The organism is Rhizobium skierniewicense (assembly GCF_014196515.1).
GTDB classification, from domain to species: Bacteria; Pseudomonadota; Alphaproteobacteria; order Rhizobiales; family Rhizobiaceae; genus Agrobacterium; species Agrobacterium skierniewicense.
Window position 1 is genome coordinate 48,210 of the sequence record NZ_JACIDV010000011.1, and the last position, 18,047, is coordinate 66,256.

An 18,047-nucleotide genomic window follows, 5' to 3' on the forward strand; every position below is an offset into this window, starting at 1 on the left:
GCAGATGTGAGGTGCGCCGGCACTTGGCGCCCGATCTTTTGCATTTTATTAATATTGTTTTCAATTTTTAAGCGCAGTCTCCAGACTTATCGTCCACTTGCGCGTTCTATCGACGTAAACGATGGCGGCGGCTCTGAAATGAAATGCCACCGGGTCGTCTTTTGTTACGGTGTCGGGCTGCCCGAGAATGGCTCTGCTGTTCCTGCCCGGCGCTTTCGAGCGGAGTATTGCGTATGCATGAAGCTTGTCTCACTGTTCTCGTCGTCGAAGACGAGCCGATCATTCGATTTACACTTGTGGATGTGCTGGAAGAGGCGGGCTACCGCGTACTGGAAGCCTCCAACGTGCTGGAAGCCATTGCCGTTATCGGCAAGGTGGATACGATTTCCGCCGTTATCACAGATATCGACATGCCGGGCGGCCTGTCGGGTCTGGATCTGGTGCGGATGTTGTCATCGTGTCAGGAGCAGATTGCCGTGATCGTCACCTCCGGTGGCCATGCGCCCGATGCGCTGGAACTGCCGGATGACGTCCGCTTCTTCAGCAAGCCCTATCATTTCGATGATATCTTTTTTGCACTGCGCGCCGGCGTCGCAGCCAAGACCAAGAGCGTCCGTCGAAAGATCGCTGTGCGGCTGGAGGGCTTACAGCTCAGCCATTGAATGAAAAAAAGCCGGGATTTCTCCCGGCGTTTCCTTTTGTCTCCGCAACCGCAGGATCAGGCAGCGCGCAACAGCACCATGGCACGACCTTCGACCGAGTGGGTCTCTCCATTTGCGATCTTGTCGGCGTTCGCATCCGGCTCGGCGGTCGTCAATTCCGTCATCCAGCCGTGCTCGGCGTCCGGCAGCTTGAACTCCACCACCCCGTCATGCGGGTTGAAGAGTATCAGCACATCACGCCATTCGTCCGCATCGCCGTTGTCGTCGCCTCGCGACAGGCGAAGACCGAGCGAGGTGCTGCCTGGATCTTCCCACTGCGCCTGAGTCTGCTCTCCGCCGCCCGGGTTCAGCCAGGTGATGTGCGTGCCGTCGCGCCAGTTCTCACGACGCAGCACCGAGTGGTTCTGGCGCAGCTCGATCAGCTTTTTCGTAAAGTTGCGCAGTGTCTCTGCACTTTCCGGCAGATTTTCCCAGTGGACCCAGCTCAGTTCGCTGTCCTGGCAGTAACCATTGTTGTTGCCCATCTGGCTGCGACCGAATTCGTCACCAGCCAGCAGCATAGGCGTACCGTGGGAGAGGAGAAGGGTTGCGAGGAAGTTGCGCTTCTGGCGGTCACGCACGGCGATGATGCCTTCGTCTTCCGTCGGACCTTCTACGCCGTAGTTGTAGCTTCGGTTGTGGTCGTGGCCGTCCTTGTTGTCTTCGCCATTCGCTTCGTTGTGCTTCTCATTGTAGGAAACGACGTCGTTCAGCGTGAAACCGTCATGCGCGGTGATGAAGTTGACGCTTGACCACGGTCTGCGGCCACGCAGATCATAGACATCGCCAGAACCCAGAACGCGCGCGGCGAAGTCGCCAGCGGTGCCGTCCTCGTCCTTCCAGTATTCGCGCACGGTGTCGCGGTACTTGTCATTCCACTCTGCCCAGCCGGGTGGGAAGCCGCCGACCTGATAACCGCCGGGACCGATATCCCATGGTTCGCCGACCAGCTTCAGCCTGGAGAGAACAGGGTCCTGACCCACGGCATCGAAAAAGCCGCTGCGCTGATCGAAGCCTTCCGGCTCGCGGCCAAGAATTGTGCCCAGATCAAAGCGGAAGCCGTCGATGTGCATGTCTTCGGCCCAGTAACGTAGCGAGTCTGTCACCATCTGGAGAACACGCGGATGCGATGTGTTGACCGTGTTTCCCGTGCCGGTGTCGTTGATATAGTAGCGCGGCTGGTCGGGCATGGTGCGGTAGTAGGAGAAGTTGTCGATACCCTTGAACGAAAGGGTCGGTCCAAGCTCGTTGCCTTCTGCCGTGTGGTTGTAGACCACGTCGAGGATGACTTCGATCCCGCCGTCATGGAAGGCGCGAACCATATCGCGGAAACCCGCCATGCCCTTTGGGCCATAATAGCGTGAGGCAGGCGAGAAGAAGCCGAGGGAATTGTAGCCCCAGAAATTCTTCAGGCCCTTGTCCAGCAGATGCGAATCATCTGGGAAGGAGTGGATGGGCAGCAGCTCGACGGAGGTCACTCCGAGGCTCTTGATGTACTCGACAATCTGCTTGTCGCCGAGACCTTCATAGGTTCCGCGTAGATTTTCAGCGATGCCGGGGTGGAGTTGCGTGAAACCCTTGACGTGGGTCTCGTAGAAAATCGTTTTCGACCACGGCACATTCGGCTTCTGGTCTCCCGACCAGTCATAGTCCGACGGATCGATGACGCGGCACTTCGGCATTTTCGCCGCACTGTCGCTGTCGTTGAAGGACAGGTCTTTTTCCTCTGCATCCAGAATATAGCCGAACTGCTCGGGACCCCACGCGATATCGCCGACGAGTTCGCGGGCGTATGGATCGACCAGCAGCTTGTTGGGATTGAAGCGGTGTCCGTTCTCCGGGTCGTAAGGGCCGTGAACGCGATAGCCATAGAGTGCTCCGGGCTTCAAGCCGGGAATGAAACCGTGCCAGATTTCGTTGGTGAATTCGGGCAGGGTGATGCGTTCGATTTCGTTTTTACCGCTTTCGTCGAAAAGGCACAATTCGACGCGCTCTGCGTGGGCGCTGAAAATGGCGAAGTTGACGCCATCGCCGTCGAAATTCGCGCCAAGGCGGGTAAAGTCGCCGGGCAGAATGCTGGAACCGAACTGGGCCATAAATATCCTCATGCTTGATAGGTGCGTGGGGAAATGTGGCGGCGGGGTATTTGTTCCGCACTGCAAAAAAATGGCTCGCAGAGAGTGTCGTGCGAGCCATTCAAAGCGGGTTGGAAACGGGTGCTATCGACGAACGATCCGCGTCTTCGTTGTGTCTGTGGTTGGCCATCCAATATCCTTGAGCGTGTCTGTCGGTAGGGCTTCAAGGGCGCGCAGGTTCTGCTTGCGACGCCATGCGGTTTGTAGCGCCAGCACGCGCTCGGAAATCCGCGACAGCAACCTCTGGGTGAGCAACCTTCCCCTTGCGGGGCCTGGGCTTTGGTGAACGATCATCGTCATTTTGATACTCCTTTCATGCTCCGTATTCTGCTTCGACATCGCCGGTATGCGCCTGGAATATTCATCAATCAATTGAATGATTTTCATGTCATTGATGACGAAAACTTATGCGTTTCTGGTGAGAAATTCGGCGATTTTCTCGTGCGCTTCCGGCTACGTTTTTGAGGATGCGGCCTTGTTGACATTCAATCAAACGAAATGATATCCATCTATTGATCAGAAAAATTGAAGGCATGTGCCATGACAGTTTCCTTCCGCCAGCCTTTGCCCCTGCTGGACAATGACATCCTGCGGACGTTTGTTGCGATTGCAGAAACAGGCAATTTTTCGACGGCTGCCGAAGTGGTGTTCCGAACCCCGTCAGCCGTGTCCATGCAGATCAAGAAGCTGGAAGAGCAACTCAAGACCACCCTGTTCCTGCGTGACGCGCGTTCCGTCACATTGACAGCTCATGGCGAGACGCTGCTAACCTATGCGCGGAGGATGATCGCTTTGTCCAATGAGGCGGTCGCGCGTTTTGTGATGCCTGAGCTGTCGGGCGTGGTGCGCCTTGGCGCGCCTGAGGATATTGGAGAGCGTGGGCTGCTGCCCGGCATCCTCAAGCGCTTTGCCGATGCGTTTCCGGCCATCATGGTGGACGTGGTGATCGATTCCAGTTCGCAGCTTTACAGGCGTATGGACGAGCAGCGGCTGGACCTCGCGCTCGTCAATTGCGCGTCGCTGCCGCTTCGTACCAGCGGAGAGGTTTTGATGCGCGAACGCCTGGTTTGGGCCGGCGCCAAATGTGGTACGGCCCATTTGCGCGATCCCATCCCCATTTCGATATGGGAGGATGGCTGCATCTGGCGCTCCGAAGCCACGTCATCGCTCGAAAAGCAGAACCGTCCTTATCGGGTGGCTTACCTCAGCGGCCATACGATGGCGCAGAAGGCGGCCATCGAAGCGGATCTGGCGGTCGCCCCGTTACCGCGTTCCTATGTGCAGAACAACATGGTGATCCTGGGTGAGAAGGATGGAATGCCGGAGCTTGGCTGCTTCGATATCCGCCTCATCGTTGCCGACAAGCCGACGCGTCCCGTGCAGGCGGTGGCCGATAGCATTCGCAACGCGTTCAAGGAATTTGCGCAGCCCGTTTAACGCGCTGATTTTTTTTTGACACGCTACGGAACCGCTTTGACTTACCTGCGTTTTCAGCGCGCTAATTCAGTTGTCTTTTGCGCCCATGCGCAGACTTTAAGGGGAGTTTCCATATGTCCACACGTTTCTTCGCAACCACTGCCGCCGTTCTTATTGCTCTCGTCTCCCTTTCTTCCTGCGGCAACACGATCCGCGGCGTTGGCAAGGACGTTGCAGGCACTGTAGATGGCACGCAGGCTGCTGGACAGAGCGTGGATCGCGCAGCGCGCCGTTAATATTGTTTCTGGTTCAATCTTAAGAACCGAATGAAAAGGCCGACGCCAACCCGTCGGCTTTTTTGTTGTGACGCTTGGCAAAGATGACTCGTCTTTGCCCTTCCGGTCACAAGGCCATATTCTCGTCCCGATCAAGCGGTCTATCGCTCGACAGCCGAACATGATCGACGTTGGGACCATATGCTCAGACTCATCCGATATCTGCTGGCGGCTTTGTTGCCGACGAGCGCCAGCGCCGCGTCTTTGCCGGACTTTTGCCAGTCGCTGGACCACATGGGCGCCCGCTATACCGTGTGTCGCTTTGACCCTACGAAAAGCGACATCCGGCTTTACCACTGGGATTATGTTTCATCGAAACCCTATGGCTCGTTCGATGCTTTGTCTTCGGCACTATGGCGCCAGCACAGCTTCGTTACCTTTGCGATGAATGCCGGGATGTACCACCGCGATCTGTCGCCGGTCGGGCTGTTCGTCGATCACGGTGTGGAGACCGCGCCCATCAGCACCGGCGGCGGCTGGGGCAATTTCCATATGCAGCCGAATGGGGTGTTCTTCATGAAGGGCAAACAGGCAGGAGTGCTGGAAACCAGCGCATACCTCAACGCCAACGTGTCACCGGACTTCGCCACCCAGTCCGGCCCTATGCTGGTGATCGACGGAAAGCTTCATCCGCGATTTCTTCCCGAAAGCGACAGTTTGAACACCCGCAATGGGGTGGGCGTATCTGAGGATGGCATCGTGCATTTCGCAATTTCGGAAGATCCGGTGCGGTTTTACGATTTTGCGACCCTGTTTCGTGACAAACTGCACGTGGCCAATGCGCTTTATTTCGATGGCAGCATTTCAAGCGTCGATATTCCCGCCGCAAAACGTCGCGACGGTTGGTCTGATCTGGGGCCGATCGTTGCTGTTGTCGAGCGAGTGCCGGACTAAAGTCATTCCCCTATAGCGGCGCTTTCGGATAGGCTTTTTCCAAGCCGCCGGATTTTGAGAGGCCGGTGCGGAATGCCGAAAATGCGGCGTGCTGACTGCTCTTCGACACTTCGTGAAGGCGGATCTGCAAACGCGCTGGGGCATTCTCGCCGAACCATTCGCCGCATTTTTCCAGCTTCAGAGAGTTGAGGAAGCGCGCTTGTGCCTGCTGGTCGAGAAACAGACGCAAACCTTCCAGCAGGTTTTCGTCCTGCACTGCGTTCTCCAGAAGCAATGTCAGCCAGGCGTGATCTTCCGCACCCCAGCTAGAAATTTTCGTCGCGACCGTGTCACGGTCAGGGAAAGAAGATGGGGTCGCCTGCATTGTGTCACCACTCCAGCTTTTGATGTTTGCCGGATATTCCAGTTGCGCAGCCGGTTCAATACGACCGACGCAGGTTTGGTGAAAAAGCCTTTATTTCGGCAAGCTTATACACAGCTCAGCGTTCACTGGTGAACCAAAGCTGACCAAGTTTACACTTTGGACCAAATTGAGACAGGGGGATTTGAGGCGGTGTGTCGGAAAGAACTGATAAGCCATTGTTTTTTATTACACCTATGCGTGGGATGAATAGCAGGTCGCCGGATTCGCCTTCCTTTAGCCGTTTTTTGCATTTGCGTTTGTCACAAGTTTTTAATAAATGCTTCATCCACTGGCTGACGCATGAGCGGCTTGAGAGTAACACGCTGGAGTAATCATGGACGAAACCGCACAGAAATCCTGCTGGGCCGTAACATTTCGCGCACTTGCAGGTTTTGCCGCCTTTCTCGCATTGACCTACGTATTTGGTAGCCCGTAACAATCTCTCATAGACACTTTAGACTGTTCAGCACGGTTCCCCACAGGACCGTGCTGTTTTCGTTTACGCCGAACACATGTCGCGCTCAGCCTACTCCATGCCTATTTTGATATGGCGCATTTTTCCGGTTCAGATAGACTGAGGCCATAAGTCTATACATAGGGCAGGCAGATATGTTTCTTTCGGTTTTCGACGTGTTCAAGATCGGTATTGGACCGTCCAGTTCGCATACGATGGGACCGATGTCTGCCGCGAACAGATTTCTCGAAACCCTGCTGTCCAACGATTGGCCGCGACCTTCGAATGCCGTCGTGTCTGCCATCAAGGTCAGTCTGCATGGCTCTCTTGCCTTCACCGGCATCGGCCATGGTTCAGGACGCGCGGTTGTGCTGGGTCTGATGGGCGAACAGCCTGATCAGGTCGATCCCGACGCGATGGACGGGTTGATCGCCACGGTCGAATCCACGGGTCGCGTTTCGCCTGCGGGCCACCCGAGCTACGCCTTCCGACCTGCCGAAGACCTCGTATTCGACAAGAAGAACCCGTTGCCCGGCCATGCCAATGGCATGAGTTTTTCCGGCTATGACAATCAGGGCCGTATGCTGCTCAAGCGCATCTATTATTCTGTTGGCGGCGGTTTTGTTGTCACCGACACAGAGCTTGACGCCATGCGTCAGCGGGGCAAGACCGTTGATACTGGCCCCAGGGTTCCCTATCCCTTCGCCACCGCCAGGGCGATGCTGGACATGGCCGAGCGGTCGGGGCGCACCATCGCGCAGATGAAGCGTGCCAATGAAGAAACGGTGATGTCGCGCCAGCAACTGGACGACAGGCTGGACGTGATCTGGGAAGCGATGAACGGCTGCATCGAGCGCGGACTGAAGGGCGAGGGCATCATGCCGGGTGGCCTGAAGGTCAAGCGCCGCGCGCGCTCCATCCACGACAAGCTGAATGCCGAATGGCGCAGCAACCGCCTCAATCCCCTTCTGGCCAATGACTGGCTGAGCGTCTACGCGATGGCGGTCAACGAGGAGAATGCGTCCGGCGGTCGTGTCGTCACGGCGCCCACCAATGGGGCGGCGGGTGTGATACCGGCGACGGTCAAATATTTCCGCCATTTTCATGAGGATGCGAGCGTCGAGGATATCAGGGACTTTCTGCTGACGGCTGCGGCCGTTGGCGGCATCATCAAGCACAACGCTTCTATCTCGGGCGCCGAAGTCGGCTGTCAGGGGGAGGTGGGTTCCGCTGCGGCCATGGCGGCTGCGGGTCTGGCCGCTGTTATGGGTGGGTCACCGGCGCAGGTGGAGAATGCGGCCGAAATTGCGTTGGAGCACCACCTTGGCATGACGTGCGACCCGATCGCCGGTCTGGTTCAGGTGCCGTGCATCGAGCGTAACGCCCTTGGTGCGGTCAAGGCCGTCACGGCTGCATCTCTGGCGCTGAAAGGTGATGGCTCGCATTTCGTCCCTTTGGATGCCTGTATCGAAACCATGCGCCAGACCGGCAACGACATGAGCGAGAAATACAAGGAGACCTCGACGGGTGGCCTTGCCGTGAATGTCGTGGAATGTTGATCCGCGCCGACCAGCTTTGCAGTCTAGGCGCTTGACGCAAGGCCTGAAACCGCATTGATAGCGGCATGTCTTTACATCTCATCAAGCTCTGTGTTGGCGCTGACACGATCGAGGATTTGCGCGGTTGGGTCTCCCAACGCTCTCTTCTGGCCATAGCGGCGGGCATGGAGCCACACAGCGTTCACACCACCCGTATGTTCCCAAAACGGGCAGAGGAGCTGCTGGATGGTGGCTCGCTCTACTGGGTCATCAAGGGCCAGGTTCAGGCGCGCCAGAAAATTCTCGATATCAAATCCTTCAAGGGCGATGACGGTATCAGCCGCTGCGATCTCGTGCTTGGGCCGGAGGTAATCGAAACGTCGCCTGCACCCAAGCGACCCTTTCAGGGCTGGCGATATCTGAAGGATGAGGAAGCCCCGCGTGATCTGGGCGGTGGCGGTCTTTCCGACGAAATGCCATCCGATCTTCGCCGGGAACTGGCCGAACTCGGACTGCTCTAAGCGAACGTCCTCTGATGAATTTCAGGCAAAAAAAAGCCGGTTCCGGGGCGGGGAACCGGCTCTTGGAGCGATCACATCAAGAACTGGGTGACGTGATTGTCCAATGGAAAGGTCGCGTCGCGGGGAGACCGCTCGTCGCCTTATTCGTTGATGGCTGCAACAGCGTTGACGGCGCGGCCATCCTGTATCTTGACCCAACGGCCCGGGTTGTTGCTGTCCTGACGCTTCAGGTAGGTATATTCGGTCTCAGACCAGTCGATGACCTTGTTGCGAAGATTATCGAGGATGAAATCGCCACGGTCGGTACGCACGGTCAAAACCGCATGGCCCGCTCCGTTTGGCTGCAAAACGACTGTGATCAGGAGGTCGGACGGTGAGATGCCCTTGTTCATCAGCATCTTGCGCTTCAGCAAAACATAGTCTTCGCAATCCCCAGCGGTTGTGGGATAAGCCCAGCGCTCTTCTACGCCATAGACTTCCAGGTCCGTCATCGGGGTGATCGTCGTGTTGGCAGTGTAGTTGACGTCGAGGATCATCTGCCAGTTCTGTTCCGTCAGCTTCAGAGGGCCACGGTCCGCAGATGTCGGCTGGCATTCGCTCTGATATGTCTGACAAAATTCGTAATGACCAATGGGTGGGTTGGCCTTGCCCATGATGCGCATGCTAGCGGCTGGCGAAGCGTGAGCCTGTGTCGAAAAGGCGCCGAAGATCAGTGCCGCAATCATGAAACCGAAACGGTTGATGTTTTTCATTTTCTTGTCTCCCCGTTGTGAGGAGGACAATGCCAGCGATATTTTGAGCGCTCGGAAATAACGGTGCTCAAATTCGACGCAAAATTTAGGGAAAACAGAGCTTTATTTTAACTTTACTTGATAGGAAATCGATTCAAATTTTATCGTTCCATTCAGGAATTTCAGCCTGATTATCTTGTAACTCATTGAAATAAATGAGATCGTGACCGTGGTCAGTTAACGGGACGAGCCCCGCTGAACAGATATGGTTTATTTAAACCCTTCTTTGACTATACTGAGACCAGCAAAATGGTCATGAAAAGGCCTGAAAAGCAATTTTTAGGTGCAAATTTCTATCTATGAGGGCTATTAAATCGCGGTTTTCGGCGGATTATTTCGTTCTTTTTTTGATTTTTCCTGATTTTTTCGGGAAGCTTCAGGTATCGAACCTATGGCCTGTCCGGTAACCCTGCCAGCCTGCAGAACCGGAGCCCGTCGCGACCGGGATTTCGCACACAAAAAAACCGGCAGACGCGGAGTGCGTTGCCGGTTGCGATCGGTTGGATGTATGTTTTAGAGAAATTCGATCAGTGCATCGCGTGACTGTACGGAATCGAATTCAACGGCCACACCTTCCATGAAGTGGCGAACGATCCGGCCGGCCATGTTGCCCAGACGCACGTCAGTCCCAAGTGCGGGACGGATCTCGAGTTCCACCGCGGCACCGGACAGCGAAAGGTCGATGATGCGGCAGGGCACAATGGTGCCATCGCTGAATGTCAGGTCGGCGCTTGGATGGCGCGGCGTCAGACGGTCGTGTCGGCGGTCTTCCGGTAGGCCCAGTGCCTGACGCTTGGCAATCCATGCCAATTGCGCCGCCAGCTTTTCGCGCTTTCGCTCAGTCGCCATGATCGAGATGGTAAAACCATCCGCCGTCAGCGCCTGAACGATGCCTTCGATCCGGCCAATATGTTGAAGATAGGCAATGATGCGGTCGCCGTTGCGTGGACGCACGAAGCAGGTAATGCGTGCCGTCTCGGCCGTCATCTCATTGGCGGTGCAGTCATACTCTTCGTGTGAGGGTACCATCAGTCTTCCCGACAGCCCAACAGTCACGACTTCGGCGGCAGGCGTTTCCGCAGGCCGGGAGGCAAAGGCGACAGTTGTTGAGCGGGATGAAAACATGAGCTTCACTATGGGTTTGCGATGATCCTCATCCTTTACATGCCCCGAGTTAACAGTCCGTTCCCTTGGTGAGCATCAATACCTGTATAAGGTCTCATAGTGAGACGCCGCCGTAACGCGTGCCTGCCTTATCGAGATTGCTGGAGAGAAGTCGCGGAAATTGCGGCTCCAGCAGGCGGCTGCGCGTCAGCGACAGTGGCTGAAACGGCTGGCCGAAATCGGCCAATGGCGGATCCGACACCAGAGCGCCCAGCAAGCGGGCGGGAAAGTGCGGCTCGGCCTGCAGCGGCAAAAGCAGCATTTCGAATTCCTGGCGCAGATGGCCGCTCTCGCTTTCAGCTTCGATGTCGAACAGAACGGGCCGTTCGTTCTGCATCACCCCGCTGGCGATACGGCAGGCATCTCCAGATTGATCCGCTTGCCAGAGGGCTGAAAACGCGGTTTCACGCAGCTCACGTCCAAAAAGATTGTAAAGTCGTGTTCCTGTCAGCCGAAAGACGGGTGAACCGTCGTTGCTGTCGGTCAGCACGAACAGGTCTGGAAGCAGATGGCGTATGTGTGAGGGATCAATTTCGCTTCGCAGCGGTGCAGCGCGGTTGCCGCGCAGGGCATCCCAATAAGCGTAAATATCGATACTCGTATTCGTCTTCATGACTTCAATCTCCGTACCCGCGGGATATCTGTATCTTTTCGATACAGGCAGTGCCCTCATTTGCGGTGGTAAGAGAGGACGGAGCGATTTCCGTGCCAAGCCGTACGTCCGTGAACGCCAGGGCGTGTTTTGCCTCGGTCAACCATCTGTCCCGACAGTGCTTCTTTTTCCCGCTTCGTTCCTATATTGCTCGCAGGAGACAACGCGGAACGGCTTGGGAAGAGAGTTTCATTCATGACGCATCACGACACTGGCCCATCGGAAACCGATGAGGTCCATCAGCCAGCACCGCCTCAGAAAACCCCGGTTTTCAACCTGCCTGGTGTTCTCGTCGCAATTCTCGGCGTCCTGATCGCGGTCCATGTCATCTCGACATATCTTCTGTCTGAAGACGCTTATGGTTGGTTCCTCTACACCTTCGGTTTCATCCCGCTTCGTTATGCCGTGCCATTGTCGCAGCAAGGTCTGGAGTGGCTGTGGACGCCGATCACCTATTCGTTTTTGCATGGCGGTATCGAGCACATTCTGTTCAACGGGCTGTGGCTGATGGCGTTTGGTGCCCCCGTTCTGCGCCGTATCGGCACATTGCGTTTCATTTTGCTCTGGTGCGTGTCTTCAGCCGTCGCCGCCTTCGGACATGCTTTTCTAAATTGGGGTGATGTCACGGTTCTCATCGGTGCATCCGGTGTCGTCTCCGCGCTGATGGGGGCCGCATGCCGGTTCGCTTTTCCCGCCAATGGGGGGCGCTATCACCCGGCCATTGGCCACAGATTGCCACGTCAGGGCATTGTCGAGGCGCTCACCAACCGGACGGTTCTCATCTTCACGCTGATGTGGTTGTTCGGTAACGTGTTGATCGCCGTTGGCATCCCTCTTTTTGGAGATGTAGGCGGCGAGGTGGCCTGGGATGCCCATATCTTTGGTTTCCTGCTTGGCTTTCTCTTCTTTGCGCTGTTTGACCGCAAGGATGCCGTGCGCGCCTGAGCCTTTGGGACTTCACTCAATCTATTGAACGTTCTGTGTCCGTGGAAACATATTGCTTTCCACCGATCGCTGGCGCACCATTGATCGTGTAAGGTAAGCGCGCCTGTGAGGAGACACGGCGCGCGCTTCAAAATACCTGTCATTGCGGAGGAAGCCATGCCGATATTTGTGAAAGAACTTCTCGATCTCAAGGGCCGTGATGTCATAACCGTCAGGCCGGATCTGTCACTCGGGGAGGCGGCGGTTACCCTGCACGAAAACCGCATCGGCGCTGTTGTCGTCACCGATGATCATGGCGCGATTCTTGGAATCTTCACGGAGCGTGATATCGTCAAGGCCATCGCGACGCACGCCTCCGCAGCGCTCGAGGCCAGGGTTTCCGAGGTGATGACCAAAAACGTCACCCGTTGTCACGAGGGCTCCAGCACAGACGACCTGATGGAATTGATGACCGGCGGTCGGTTTCGCCATCTGCCAGTAGAAGCCGATGGCCGCCTCGTCGGCATCATCTCGATCGGTGACGTGGTGAAGGCCCGTATCGGCGAAATTGAAGCGGAAGCCGAGCATATCAAGGCTTACATCGCTGGGTAGAGCGCGCAACGATCACGTCAGTTGCAGGTATCAGCGCTGGAAAACCTGCTGCATTCTCTGCAGTTCCGGAATCCGCGAGCGTGTCTCCTCGTAGCCGCGCTCGATGGATTCGGCGGCGCGGTGAAATTCGGAGAGCCCGATATGGTTGATACGTGGATGCAGCGTCAGATCCGGTGGATCACCCGCAAGGCGCGAACGCGAAATTCGGTCCTGAATGATGTTGAACGCCTGTACCATGACACCGGGCAATCCAACCCGTGACGATGGCTCGACGGTCGGCTTGCGGCCCGTGTCGACGCTGCCTGTGCCGGCACCATGCTTGACGACGGCCGAGCGGCCGAAAATATCGTAGTTCAGGTTCACGGCGACCACCACTGTCTGCTCGTAGGCCCGGCACACGGAAACAGGCACGGGGTTGACCAGTGCGCCATCGATCAGAGTCCTGCCATTGCACCGAACCGGCTCGAAGATACCGGGCAGGGCGTAGGAGGCGCGCAACGCGGTGATCAGGTCGCCCTGATGCACCCATACTTCATGACCGGTCTTCAGTTCGGTCGCAACGGCGATGAAGGGATGCTCGAGATCCTCGATGGTGAGACCGACCAGATGTTCCTGCATGCGCTTGGTCAGCCGCATGCCGCCGAACAGTCCACCGCCACCAATCGTCAGGTCCAGTAGCCCGGCAATGCGACGCAATGTCAGGGATCGGGCAAAGTCTTCGAGTTCGTCCAGCTTGCCCGCCAGGTAGCATCCGCCCACCAGCGCACCGATGGAGGTGCCCGCGATCATCCCGATCTTGACGCCTGCTTCATCCAGTGCACGCAGAACGCCAATATGGGCCCATCCGCGCGCCGCGCCACCGCCGAGGGCAAGTGCGATGCGGCCAGGGGGAACCGAAGGGACCGGAGAGGAGGCTGGTTGCGCGATCTTTTCCAAAGACGTGACCGCCGCCGGATTATCACGGTTTGAACCCCATCCCAACATCGGTACCACTCCCAGGCAAATCTACGAAATCGTAATCTACCCGGAGACTTCCTATAATATTCGTAACAAAATGAGACGAAATGAAAAATTAGTCTTGGCGGGAGGGCTCTGATGCGTAGGTGATCGCGGGATCGAAATGGCGTTTATCGTCCGTGATGGTGGTCACGGCTTGCCCATTGTCCAGCGTCACCGTGCGATAGAAGCAGGAGCGACGACCTGTGTGGCACGTGGCATCGTGGCCCGCGACCGAGACCTTGAGCCAGATCGCATCCTGATCGCAATCGGTGCGCATCTCGCGCACGGTTTGGAGATTGCCGGAGGTTTCGCCCTTTTTCCAGATTTTGTCGCGCGAACGACTGTAATAATGCGCGATGCCGGTTTCCAGCGTCAGCGCTACGGCCTGCGCATTCATATGCGCAACCATCAACAATTCGCCGTCTTTCAAATCCGTCACGACGGCAGTGACGAGGCCATGAGCATCGAATTTCGGGGTGAAGGCACCGGCTGCCTCAAGCTCGTGCTTATCGCCAGAAGCGGGCGGAAATGTCAGCGCCATGGGAACCTCGACAGTTCGTGGGAGCGGTCGCCGCGGGGACACGACCATGAGCAGGATGGATGTCGGGCGGCGAAACGATGTGTTCAGCCGCCCGTATCGAAACTGGTATTAGCGGCTATAAACCATGGACATGAAGCGAGCTTGCTGGGCAGCTTCCGACTTGAATGTGCCGGTGAAGCTGGTCGTCAGCGTGGTCGACCCCTGCTTCTGCACGCCACGCATGGACATGCACATGTGTTCTGCATCGATCATCACGGCCACACCGCGCGGCTTCAGCTTGCTTTCGATGGCGTTGGCGATCTGCGCCGTCATCGTTTCCTGCGTCTGCAAACGGCGACCGAAGATTTCGACGACGCGGGCGATCTTGGAAAGGCCCAGCACGCGACCTTCCGGCAGGTAGGCGACATGCGCTTTACCAATGATCGGAACCATGTGGTGTTCACAGTGGGAATAAAAGGGAATGTCACGCACCAGAATGATGTCGTCGTAACCGCCGACTTCTTCGAATGTCGTGCCCAGCACGTCGTTGGCATCCAGCGCGTAGCCGCTGAACAGTTCGCGGTAGGATTTTGCTACGCGCTTTGGCGTGTCGAGCAGGCCTTCACGGTCGGGATTGTCGCCCGCCCAGCGCAGCAAAACGCGCACGGCATCTTCAGCTTCGGCCTGCGTAGGGCGCTCGGCGGAAATACCGTCCTGAGCACCCGCACCGGGGAAATTCTTCACGATTGCATCCATCTTTTGATCTCCGATGCAGTTCAAGGCTGCATCTGAATATGGGTTACGGCTCCAATTACAACGCGCCGCGCGTGCTATCTGGTTGTTTTCAGGCAATAATGCAAGCCTGAGGTCACGAATTTGGCATGCGATAAATGATCACACCTTGATGACGTAGGCGTCTCATAACATATAAAGATGACAAGTGGCAGAAAAGTGCTGCCTTGGTTGACGAGGTGTTTGAAAAACCAATCCTGCCCACACGGATCATCACATGGACGATATCTACAACGACCGAATTCTGGAGTTTGCTGGTAATATTCCGCTCACCGGCGATATGCCGGATGCGCATGCCAGCGCTCAGAAACACTCCAAGCTGTGCGGCTCCAAGGTCAAGGTTTACGTGAAGCTCACCCATGGTGTTGTCACGGATTTCTCCCATGAGGTGCGTGCCTGCGCCCTGGGGCAGGCCTCTTCGTCCATCATGGCCCGCCATGTCGTAGGCGCCACGAGCGATCAAATCCGAACGGCACGCGCCGACATGCTTGCCATGCTGACGGCAGGCGGTGAGGGGCCGGGCGGCAGGTTCGAGGATATGCGTGTTTTGAAACCGGTGAAGGACTACAAAGCCCGCCACGCCTCTACCATGCTCACATTCGACGCGATCTGCGACTGTCTCGACCAGATCGAGGCAGAGCAGCGTCTTCCGGCTTAAGCCGTGTGTAACGAGCCGCACTGCCAGCACCCTGACAGGACGCCGAAAACTCGCAACTGGTCCGGCTCCTTTCGCAAAACCCCGGGACGCCTTCTCGGGATGGGCCTCATCCGTTTCTACCAGCTGGCATTCTCAGGCTTCATCGGTAATTCCTGCCGCCACATTCCCACCTGCTCCGAATATGGCTATGAGGCCTTTGCCCGCCACGGTTTCTGGGCCGGTGGCTGGATGACCCTGTTTCGCGTCGCCCGCTGCGGACCGGGTGGCACCAGCGGGCTTGATCCCGTCGCGGAACAGCTGGGCGCACGGCAGAAGTGGTACATGCCCTGGCGGTATCTTCGTTCTCATTCTGGCCAGCAATGAGCCTTTACCCTTCTGGCGAACGCGTTTAAACAGTCGCCTCGATCAGTCACGATCGATCGACCGATTTTACATGAAACCACCCGCATTCGTTGGCGGGACTGGACAGGAGAAGTATGATGTCAGACGCCATTTCCCTCACATTTCCCGATGGCTCCGTTCGCCAGTATGCACAAGGCACGACCGGGCGCGATGTGGCCGAATCCATTTCCAAGTCGCTTGCCAAGAAGGCCGTCGCGATTGCGCTGGATGGCACTGTGCGCGACCTTTCCGAAACCATTGTCGATGGCAAGATCGAGATCGTCACCCGAGACGATAGCCGCGCGCTGGAGCTGATCCGTCACGATGCGGCCCACGTGATGGCGGAAGCCGTGCAAGAATTGTGGCCCGGTACGCAAGTCACGATCGGCCCCGTGATCGAAAACGGCTTTTATTACGACTTTGCCAAGAACGAGCCCTTCACGCCGGACGATCTGCCGAAGATCGAAAAGAAGATGAAGGAGATCATCGGTCGGTCCAAGCCGTTCACACGCGAAATCTGGTCCCGTGAAAAGGCGAAAGAAGTCTTCGCTGCCAAGGGTGAGCAATACAAGGTCGAACTTGTGGATGCGATCCCCGAGGGGCAGGACCTCAAGATTTATTATCAGGGTGACTGGTTCGATCTTTGCCGGGGTCCTCACATGGCCAACACCGGGCAGATCGGCACGGCCTTCAAGCTGATGAAGGTTGCCGGTGCCTATTGGCGTGGCGATAGCAACAACCCGATGCTGACGCGCATCTACGGCACCGCATGGGCTACGCAGGAAGAGCTGGATCAGTATCTCCACATTCTGGCCGAAGCCGAAAAGCGCGATCACCGCAAGCTCGGTCGCGAGATGGACCTGTTCCATTTTCAGGAAGAAGGCCCTGGCGTCGTCTTCTGGCACGGCAAGGGCTGGCGCATGTTCCAGACCCTGACGGCCTATATGCGCCGGCAGTTGGAAGGTACCTATCAGGAGGTCAATGCACCGCAGGTGCTGGATGCTTCCTTGTGGGAAACCTCCGGTCACTGGGGCTGGTATCAGGAAAACATGTTCGCCGTGAAATCGGCCTGTGCGTTCACTCACCCGAAGGATGAGGAAGCGGATAACCGCGTCTTCGCGCTGAAGCCAATGAACTGCCCGGGTCATGTTCAAATCTTCAAGCATGGGTTGAAGTCTTACCGGGAATTGCCTGTTCGCCTTGCGGAATTCGGCAACGTTCATCGCTACGAAGCCTCCGGCGCGCTGCATGGCTTGATGCGTGTTCGCGGCTTCACACAGGATGACGCGCACGTCTTCTGCACGGAAGAGCAGATGGCGGCGGAATGCCTGCGCATCAACGATCTCATCCTGTCGGTCTACAAGGATTTCGGTTTCGACGAAATCGTCGTCAAGCTGTCTACGCGCCCAGAAAAGCGCGTCGGCTCCGACGAGGTCTGGGACCGCGCCGAAAGCGTGATGACCGATGTGCTGAAATCCATCGAATCCCAGTCCGAGGGTCGTATCAAGACCGATATTCTGCCGGGCGAGGGTGCGTTCTACGGTCCGAAGTTTGAGTACACGCTGAAGGATGCCATTGGTCGCGAATGGCAGTGCGGCACAACGCAGGTGGATTTCAATCTGCCTGAACGCTTTGGTGCCTTCTACATCGATCAAGCCTCCGAAAAGCGCCAGCCGGTGATGATCCACCGCGCCATCTGCGGCTCGATGGAACGGTTCCTCGGGATTCTCATCGAGAATTTCGCCGGTCACATGCCGCTGTGGTTCGCACCGCAGCAGGTCGTCGTCGCCACCATCACCTCAGACGCCGATGATTATGGTCGCGAAGTCGCCGAAGCGCTACGCGACGCGGGTCTTTCGGTCGAAACCGATTTCCGCAACGAGAAGATCAACTACAAGGTCCGCGAACACTCGGTCACCAAGGTCCCGGTCATCATCGTTTGCGGCAAAAAGGAAGCTGAAGAGCGCACAGTCAACATCCGCCGCCTCGGCTCGCAGGCGCAGACCTCCTACGCGCTGGACGAGGCGATCGCCAATCTTGTGGAGGAGGCGACACCACCGGACGTTAAGCGCAAGCGTGCGGCAAAGGCTGCCAAGGCAAAAGCTGCTTAACGTATTCAAAACGCGTTCTCCTTCACCCTCGGAAAGACATTTCCGG

20 protein-coding genes are annotated in these 18,047 nt (G+C 56.9%); 11 read left to right on the forward strand and 9 right to left on the reverse strand.

The genetic code is table 11. From position 1 onward, the window contains the following. The first annotated feature begins 233 nt into the window (after positions 1 to 233). Positions 234 to 662: a response regulator gene (locus GGQ73_RS17190; protein WP_183897208.1), complete on the forward strand. Its 429-nt coding sequence runs from the start codon at positions 234 to 236 to the stop codon at positions 660 to 662. 56 nt (positions 663 to 718) lie between these two features. Here the strand turns inward: GGQ73_RS17190 and glgX are convergent, their stop codons facing one another. Together glgX and GGQ73_RS17200 are read right to left on the reverse strand one after the other, a co-directional pair. Next, entirely contained in the window at positions 719 to 2,797 is a 2,079-nt protein-coding gene (gene glgX, locus GGQ73_RS17195) for a glycogen debranching protein GlgX (protein WP_183897209.1), read from the reverse strand. Between the two features lie 123 nt (positions 2,798 to 2,920). Further along, positions 2,921 to 3,136 (reverse strand): hypothetical protein, encoded by a 216-nt coding sequence (locus GGQ73_RS17200; RefSeq protein WP_183897274.1) that lies wholly within the window; start codon positions 3,134 to 3,136, stop codon positions 2,921 to 2,923. Between the two features lie 240 nt (positions 3,137 to 3,376). Between GGQ73_RS17200 and GGQ73_RS17205 the strand changes: the two genes are divergently transcribed. The 3 genes from GGQ73_RS17205 (at position 3,377) to GGQ73_RS17215 (ending at position 5,481) form a co-directional block, all read left to right on the forward strand. Further along, positions 3,377 to 4,273, forward strand: a complete 897-nt coding sequence (locus GGQ73_RS17205) for a LysR family transcriptional regulator (RefSeq protein WP_183897210.1) — start codon at positions 3,377 to 3,379, stop codon at positions 4,271 to 4,273. Between the two features lie 113 nt (positions 4,274 to 4,386). Continuing rightward, entirely contained in the window at positions 4,387 to 4,548 is a 162-nt protein-coding gene (locus GGQ73_RS17210) for an entericidin domain-containing protein (protein WP_174153288.1), read from the forward strand. Positions 4,549 to 4,728: 180 nt separating this feature from the next. Beyond that, positions 4,729 to 5,481, forward strand: coding sequence for a phosphodiester glycosidase family protein (locus tag GGQ73_RS17215; protein WP_183897211.1), 753 nt, complete (start codon positions 4,729 to 4,731; stop codon positions 5,479 to 5,481). Positions 5,482 to 5,491: 10 nt separating this feature from the next. Here the strand turns inward: GGQ73_RS17215 and GGQ73_RS17220 are convergent, their stop codons facing one another. Further along, positions 5,492 to 5,845, reverse strand: coding sequence for a hypothetical protein (locus GGQ73_RS17220; RefSeq protein WP_174153286.1), 354 nt, complete (start codon positions 5,843 to 5,845; stop codon positions 5,492 to 5,494). Positions 5,846 to 6,493: 648 nt separating this feature from the next. On the opposite strand from GGQ73_RS17220, the gene GGQ73_RS17225 reads away from it, so the two are divergent. Together GGQ73_RS17225 and GGQ73_RS17230 are read left to right on the forward strand one after the other, a co-directional pair. Continuing rightward, on the forward strand, positions 6,494 to 7,897 hold the full coding sequence (locus GGQ73_RS17225) for an L-serine ammonia-lyase (protein ID WP_183897212.1): 1,404 nt from the start codon (positions 6,494 to 6,496) through the stop codon (positions 7,895 to 7,897). A 65-nt stretch (positions 7,898 to 7,962) separates the two neighbouring features. Beyond that, entirely contained in the window at positions 7,963 to 8,397 is a 435-nt protein-coding gene (locus GGQ73_RS17230; RefSeq protein WP_183897213.1) for a DUF1489 family protein, read from the forward strand. 140 nt (positions 8,398 to 8,537) lie between these two features. Here GGQ73_RS17230 and GGQ73_RS17235 read toward each other — a convergent pair whose 3' ends face one another. The 3 genes from GGQ73_RS17235 to GGQ73_RS17245 all read right to left on the reverse strand — a co-directional run bounded on the left by GGQ73_RS17235 (position 8,538) and on the right by GGQ73_RS17245 (position 10,965). Beyond that, a complete protein-coding gene (locus GGQ73_RS17235; protein WP_174153283.1) occupies positions 8,538 to 9,149 on the reverse strand; it encodes a transglutaminase-like cysteine peptidase in 612 nt (203 codons plus the stop codon). A gap of 552 nt (positions 9,150 to 9,701) precedes the next feature. Further along, on the reverse strand, positions 9,702 to 10,313 hold the full coding sequence (locus GGQ73_RS17240; protein WP_174153281.1) for a PilZ domain-containing protein: 612 nt from the start codon (positions 10,311 to 10,313) through the stop codon (positions 9,702 to 9,704). A 94-nt stretch (positions 10,314 to 10,407) separates the two neighbouring features. Beyond that, a complete protein-coding gene (locus tag GGQ73_RS17245) occupies positions 10,408 to 10,965 on the reverse strand; it encodes a PAS domain-containing protein (RefSeq protein ID WP_183897214.1) in 558 nt (185 codons plus the stop codon). A gap of 234 nt (positions 10,966 to 11,199) precedes the next feature. On the opposite strand from GGQ73_RS17245, the gene GGQ73_RS17250 reads away from it, so the two are divergent. Together GGQ73_RS17250 and GGQ73_RS17255 are read left to right on the forward strand one after the other, a co-directional pair. Then, a complete protein-coding gene (locus GGQ73_RS17250; protein ID WP_174153279.1) occupies positions 11,200 to 11,949 on the forward strand; it encodes a rhomboid family intramembrane serine protease in 750 nt (249 codons plus the stop codon). A gap of 156 nt (positions 11,950 to 12,105) precedes the next feature. After that, on the forward strand, positions 12,106 to 12,540 hold the full coding sequence (locus GGQ73_RS17255) for a CBS domain-containing protein (RefSeq protein WP_183897215.1): 435 nt from the start codon (positions 12,106 to 12,108) through the stop codon (positions 12,538 to 12,540). 30 nt (positions 12,541 to 12,570) lie between these two features. Here the strand turns inward: GGQ73_RS17255 and GGQ73_RS17260 are convergent, their stop codons facing one another. The 3 genes from GGQ73_RS17260 to folE form a co-directional block, all read right to left on the reverse strand. Next, on the reverse strand, positions 12,571 to 13,524 hold the full coding sequence (locus tag GGQ73_RS17260) for a patatin-like phospholipase family protein (RefSeq protein ID WP_183897216.1): 954 nt from the start codon (positions 13,522 to 13,524) through the stop codon (positions 12,571 to 12,573). A gap of 88 nt (positions 13,525 to 13,612) precedes the next feature. Beyond that, positions 13,613 to 14,080 carry a phosphoribosyl-AMP cyclohydrolase gene (gene hisI, locus GGQ73_RS17265; protein ID WP_183897217.1) on the reverse strand — a complete coding sequence of 156 codons (468 nt, stop codon included), beginning with the start codon at positions 14,078 to 14,080 and terminating at the stop codon, positions 13,613 to 13,615. A 108-nt stretch (positions 14,081 to 14,188) separates the two neighbouring features. Further along, complete coding sequence (folE, locus tag GGQ73_RS17270) at positions 14,189 to 14,815, reverse strand: GTP cyclohydrolase I FolE (protein WP_174153275.1); 627 nt, start codon at positions 14,813 to 14,815, stop codon at positions 14,189 to 14,191. 253 nt (positions 14,816 to 15,068) lie between these two features. Between folE and GGQ73_RS17275 the strand changes: the two genes are divergently transcribed. The 3 genes from GGQ73_RS17275 to thrS all read left to right on the forward strand — a co-directional run bounded on the left by GGQ73_RS17275 (position 15,069) and on the right by thrS (position 18,001). Next, positions 15,069 to 15,509, forward strand: a complete 441-nt coding sequence (locus GGQ73_RS17275) for an iron-sulfur cluster assembly scaffold protein (protein ID WP_183897218.1) — start codon at positions 15,069 to 15,071, stop codon at positions 15,507 to 15,509. A gap of 3 nt (positions 15,510 to 15,512) precedes the next feature. Further along, on the forward strand, positions 15,513 to 15,872 hold the full coding sequence (yidD, locus tag GGQ73_RS17280) for a membrane protein insertion efficiency factor YidD (protein ID WP_183897219.1): 360 nt from the start codon (positions 15,513 to 15,515) through the stop codon (positions 15,870 to 15,872). A gap of 116 nt (positions 15,873 to 15,988) precedes the next feature. Further along, complete coding sequence (thrS, locus tag GGQ73_RS17285; RefSeq protein ID WP_183897220.1) at positions 15,989 to 18,001, forward strand: threonine--tRNA ligase; 2,013 nt, start codon at positions 15,989 to 15,991, stop codon at positions 17,999 to 18,001. Positions 18,002 to 18,047: the final 46 nt, after the last annotated feature.

What these genes read in the sequence shown, in the direction of transcription:
- GGQ73_RS17190 (WP_183897208.1), top strand. Translation starts at nt 234, where the DNA reads ATGCATGAAGCTTGTCTCACTGTTCTCGTCGTCGAAGACGAGCCGATC.
- glgX (WP_183897209.1), bottom strand. Translation starts at nt 2,797, where the DNA reads ATGGCCCAGTTCGGTTCCAGCATTCTGCCCGGCGACTTTACCCGCCTT.
- GGQ73_RS17200 (WP_183897274.1), bottom strand. Translation starts at nt 3,136, where the DNA reads ATGACGATGATCGTTCACCAAAGCCCAGGCCCCGCAAGGGGAAGGTTG.
- GGQ73_RS17205 (WP_183897210.1), top strand. Translation starts at nt 3,377, where the DNA reads ATGACAGTTTCCTTCCGCCAGCCTTTGCCCCTGCTGGACAATGACATC.
- GGQ73_RS17210 (WP_174153288.1), top strand. Translation starts at nt 4,387, where the DNA reads ATGTCCACACGTTTCTTCGCAACCACTGCCGCCGTTCTTATTGCTCTC.
- GGQ73_RS17215 (WP_183897211.1), top strand. Translation starts at nt 4,729, where the DNA reads ATGCTCAGACTCATCCGATATCTGCTGGCGGCTTTGTTGCCGACGAGC.
- GGQ73_RS17220 (WP_174153286.1), bottom strand. Translation starts at nt 5,845, where the DNA reads ATGCAGGCGACCCCATCTTCTTTCCCTGACCGTGACACGGTCGCGACG.
- GGQ73_RS17225 (WP_183897212.1), top strand. Translation starts at nt 6,494, where the DNA reads ATGTTTCTTTCGGTTTTCGACGTGTTCAAGATCGGTATTGGACCGTCC.
- GGQ73_RS17230 (WP_183897213.1), top strand. Translation starts at nt 7,963, where the DNA reads ATGTCTTTACATCTCATCAAGCTCTGTGTTGGCGCTGACACGATCGAG.
- GGQ73_RS17235 (WP_174153283.1), bottom strand. Translation starts at nt 9,149, where the DNA reads ATGAAAAACATCAACCGTTTCGGTTTCATGATTGCGGCACTGATCTTC.
- GGQ73_RS17240 (WP_174153281.1), bottom strand. Translation starts at nt 10,313, where the DNA reads ATGTTTTCATCCCGCTCAACAACTGTCGCCTTTGCCTCCCGGCCTGCG.
- GGQ73_RS17245 (WP_183897214.1), bottom strand. Translation starts at nt 10,965, where the DNA reads ATGAAGACGAATACGAGTATCGATATTTACGCTTATTGGGATGCCCTG.
- GGQ73_RS17250 (WP_174153279.1), top strand. Translation starts at nt 11,200, where the DNA reads ATGACGCATCACGACACTGGCCCATCGGAAACCGATGAGGTCCATCAG.
- GGQ73_RS17255 (WP_183897215.1), top strand. Translation starts at nt 12,106, where the DNA reads ATGCCGATATTTGTGAAAGAACTTCTCGATCTCAAGGGCCGTGATGTC.
- GGQ73_RS17260 (WP_183897216.1), bottom strand. Translation starts at nt 13,524, where the DNA reads ATGTTGGGATGGGGTTCAAACCGTGATAATCCGGCGGCGGTCACGTCT.
- hisI (WP_183897217.1), bottom strand. Translation starts at nt 14,080, where the DNA reads ATGGCGCTGACATTTCCGCCCGCTTCTGGCGATAAGCACGAGCTTGAG.
- folE (WP_174153275.1), bottom strand. Translation starts at nt 14,815, where the DNA reads ATGGATGCAATCGTGAAGAATTTCCCCGGTGCGGGTGCTCAGGACGGT.
- GGQ73_RS17275 (WP_183897218.1), top strand. Translation starts at nt 15,069, where the DNA reads ATGGACGATATCTACAACGACCGAATTCTGGAGTTTGCTGGTAATATT.
- thrS (WP_183897220.1), top strand. Translation starts at nt 15,989, where the DNA reads ATGTCAGACGCCATTTCCCTCACATTTCCCGATGGCTCCGTTCGCCAG.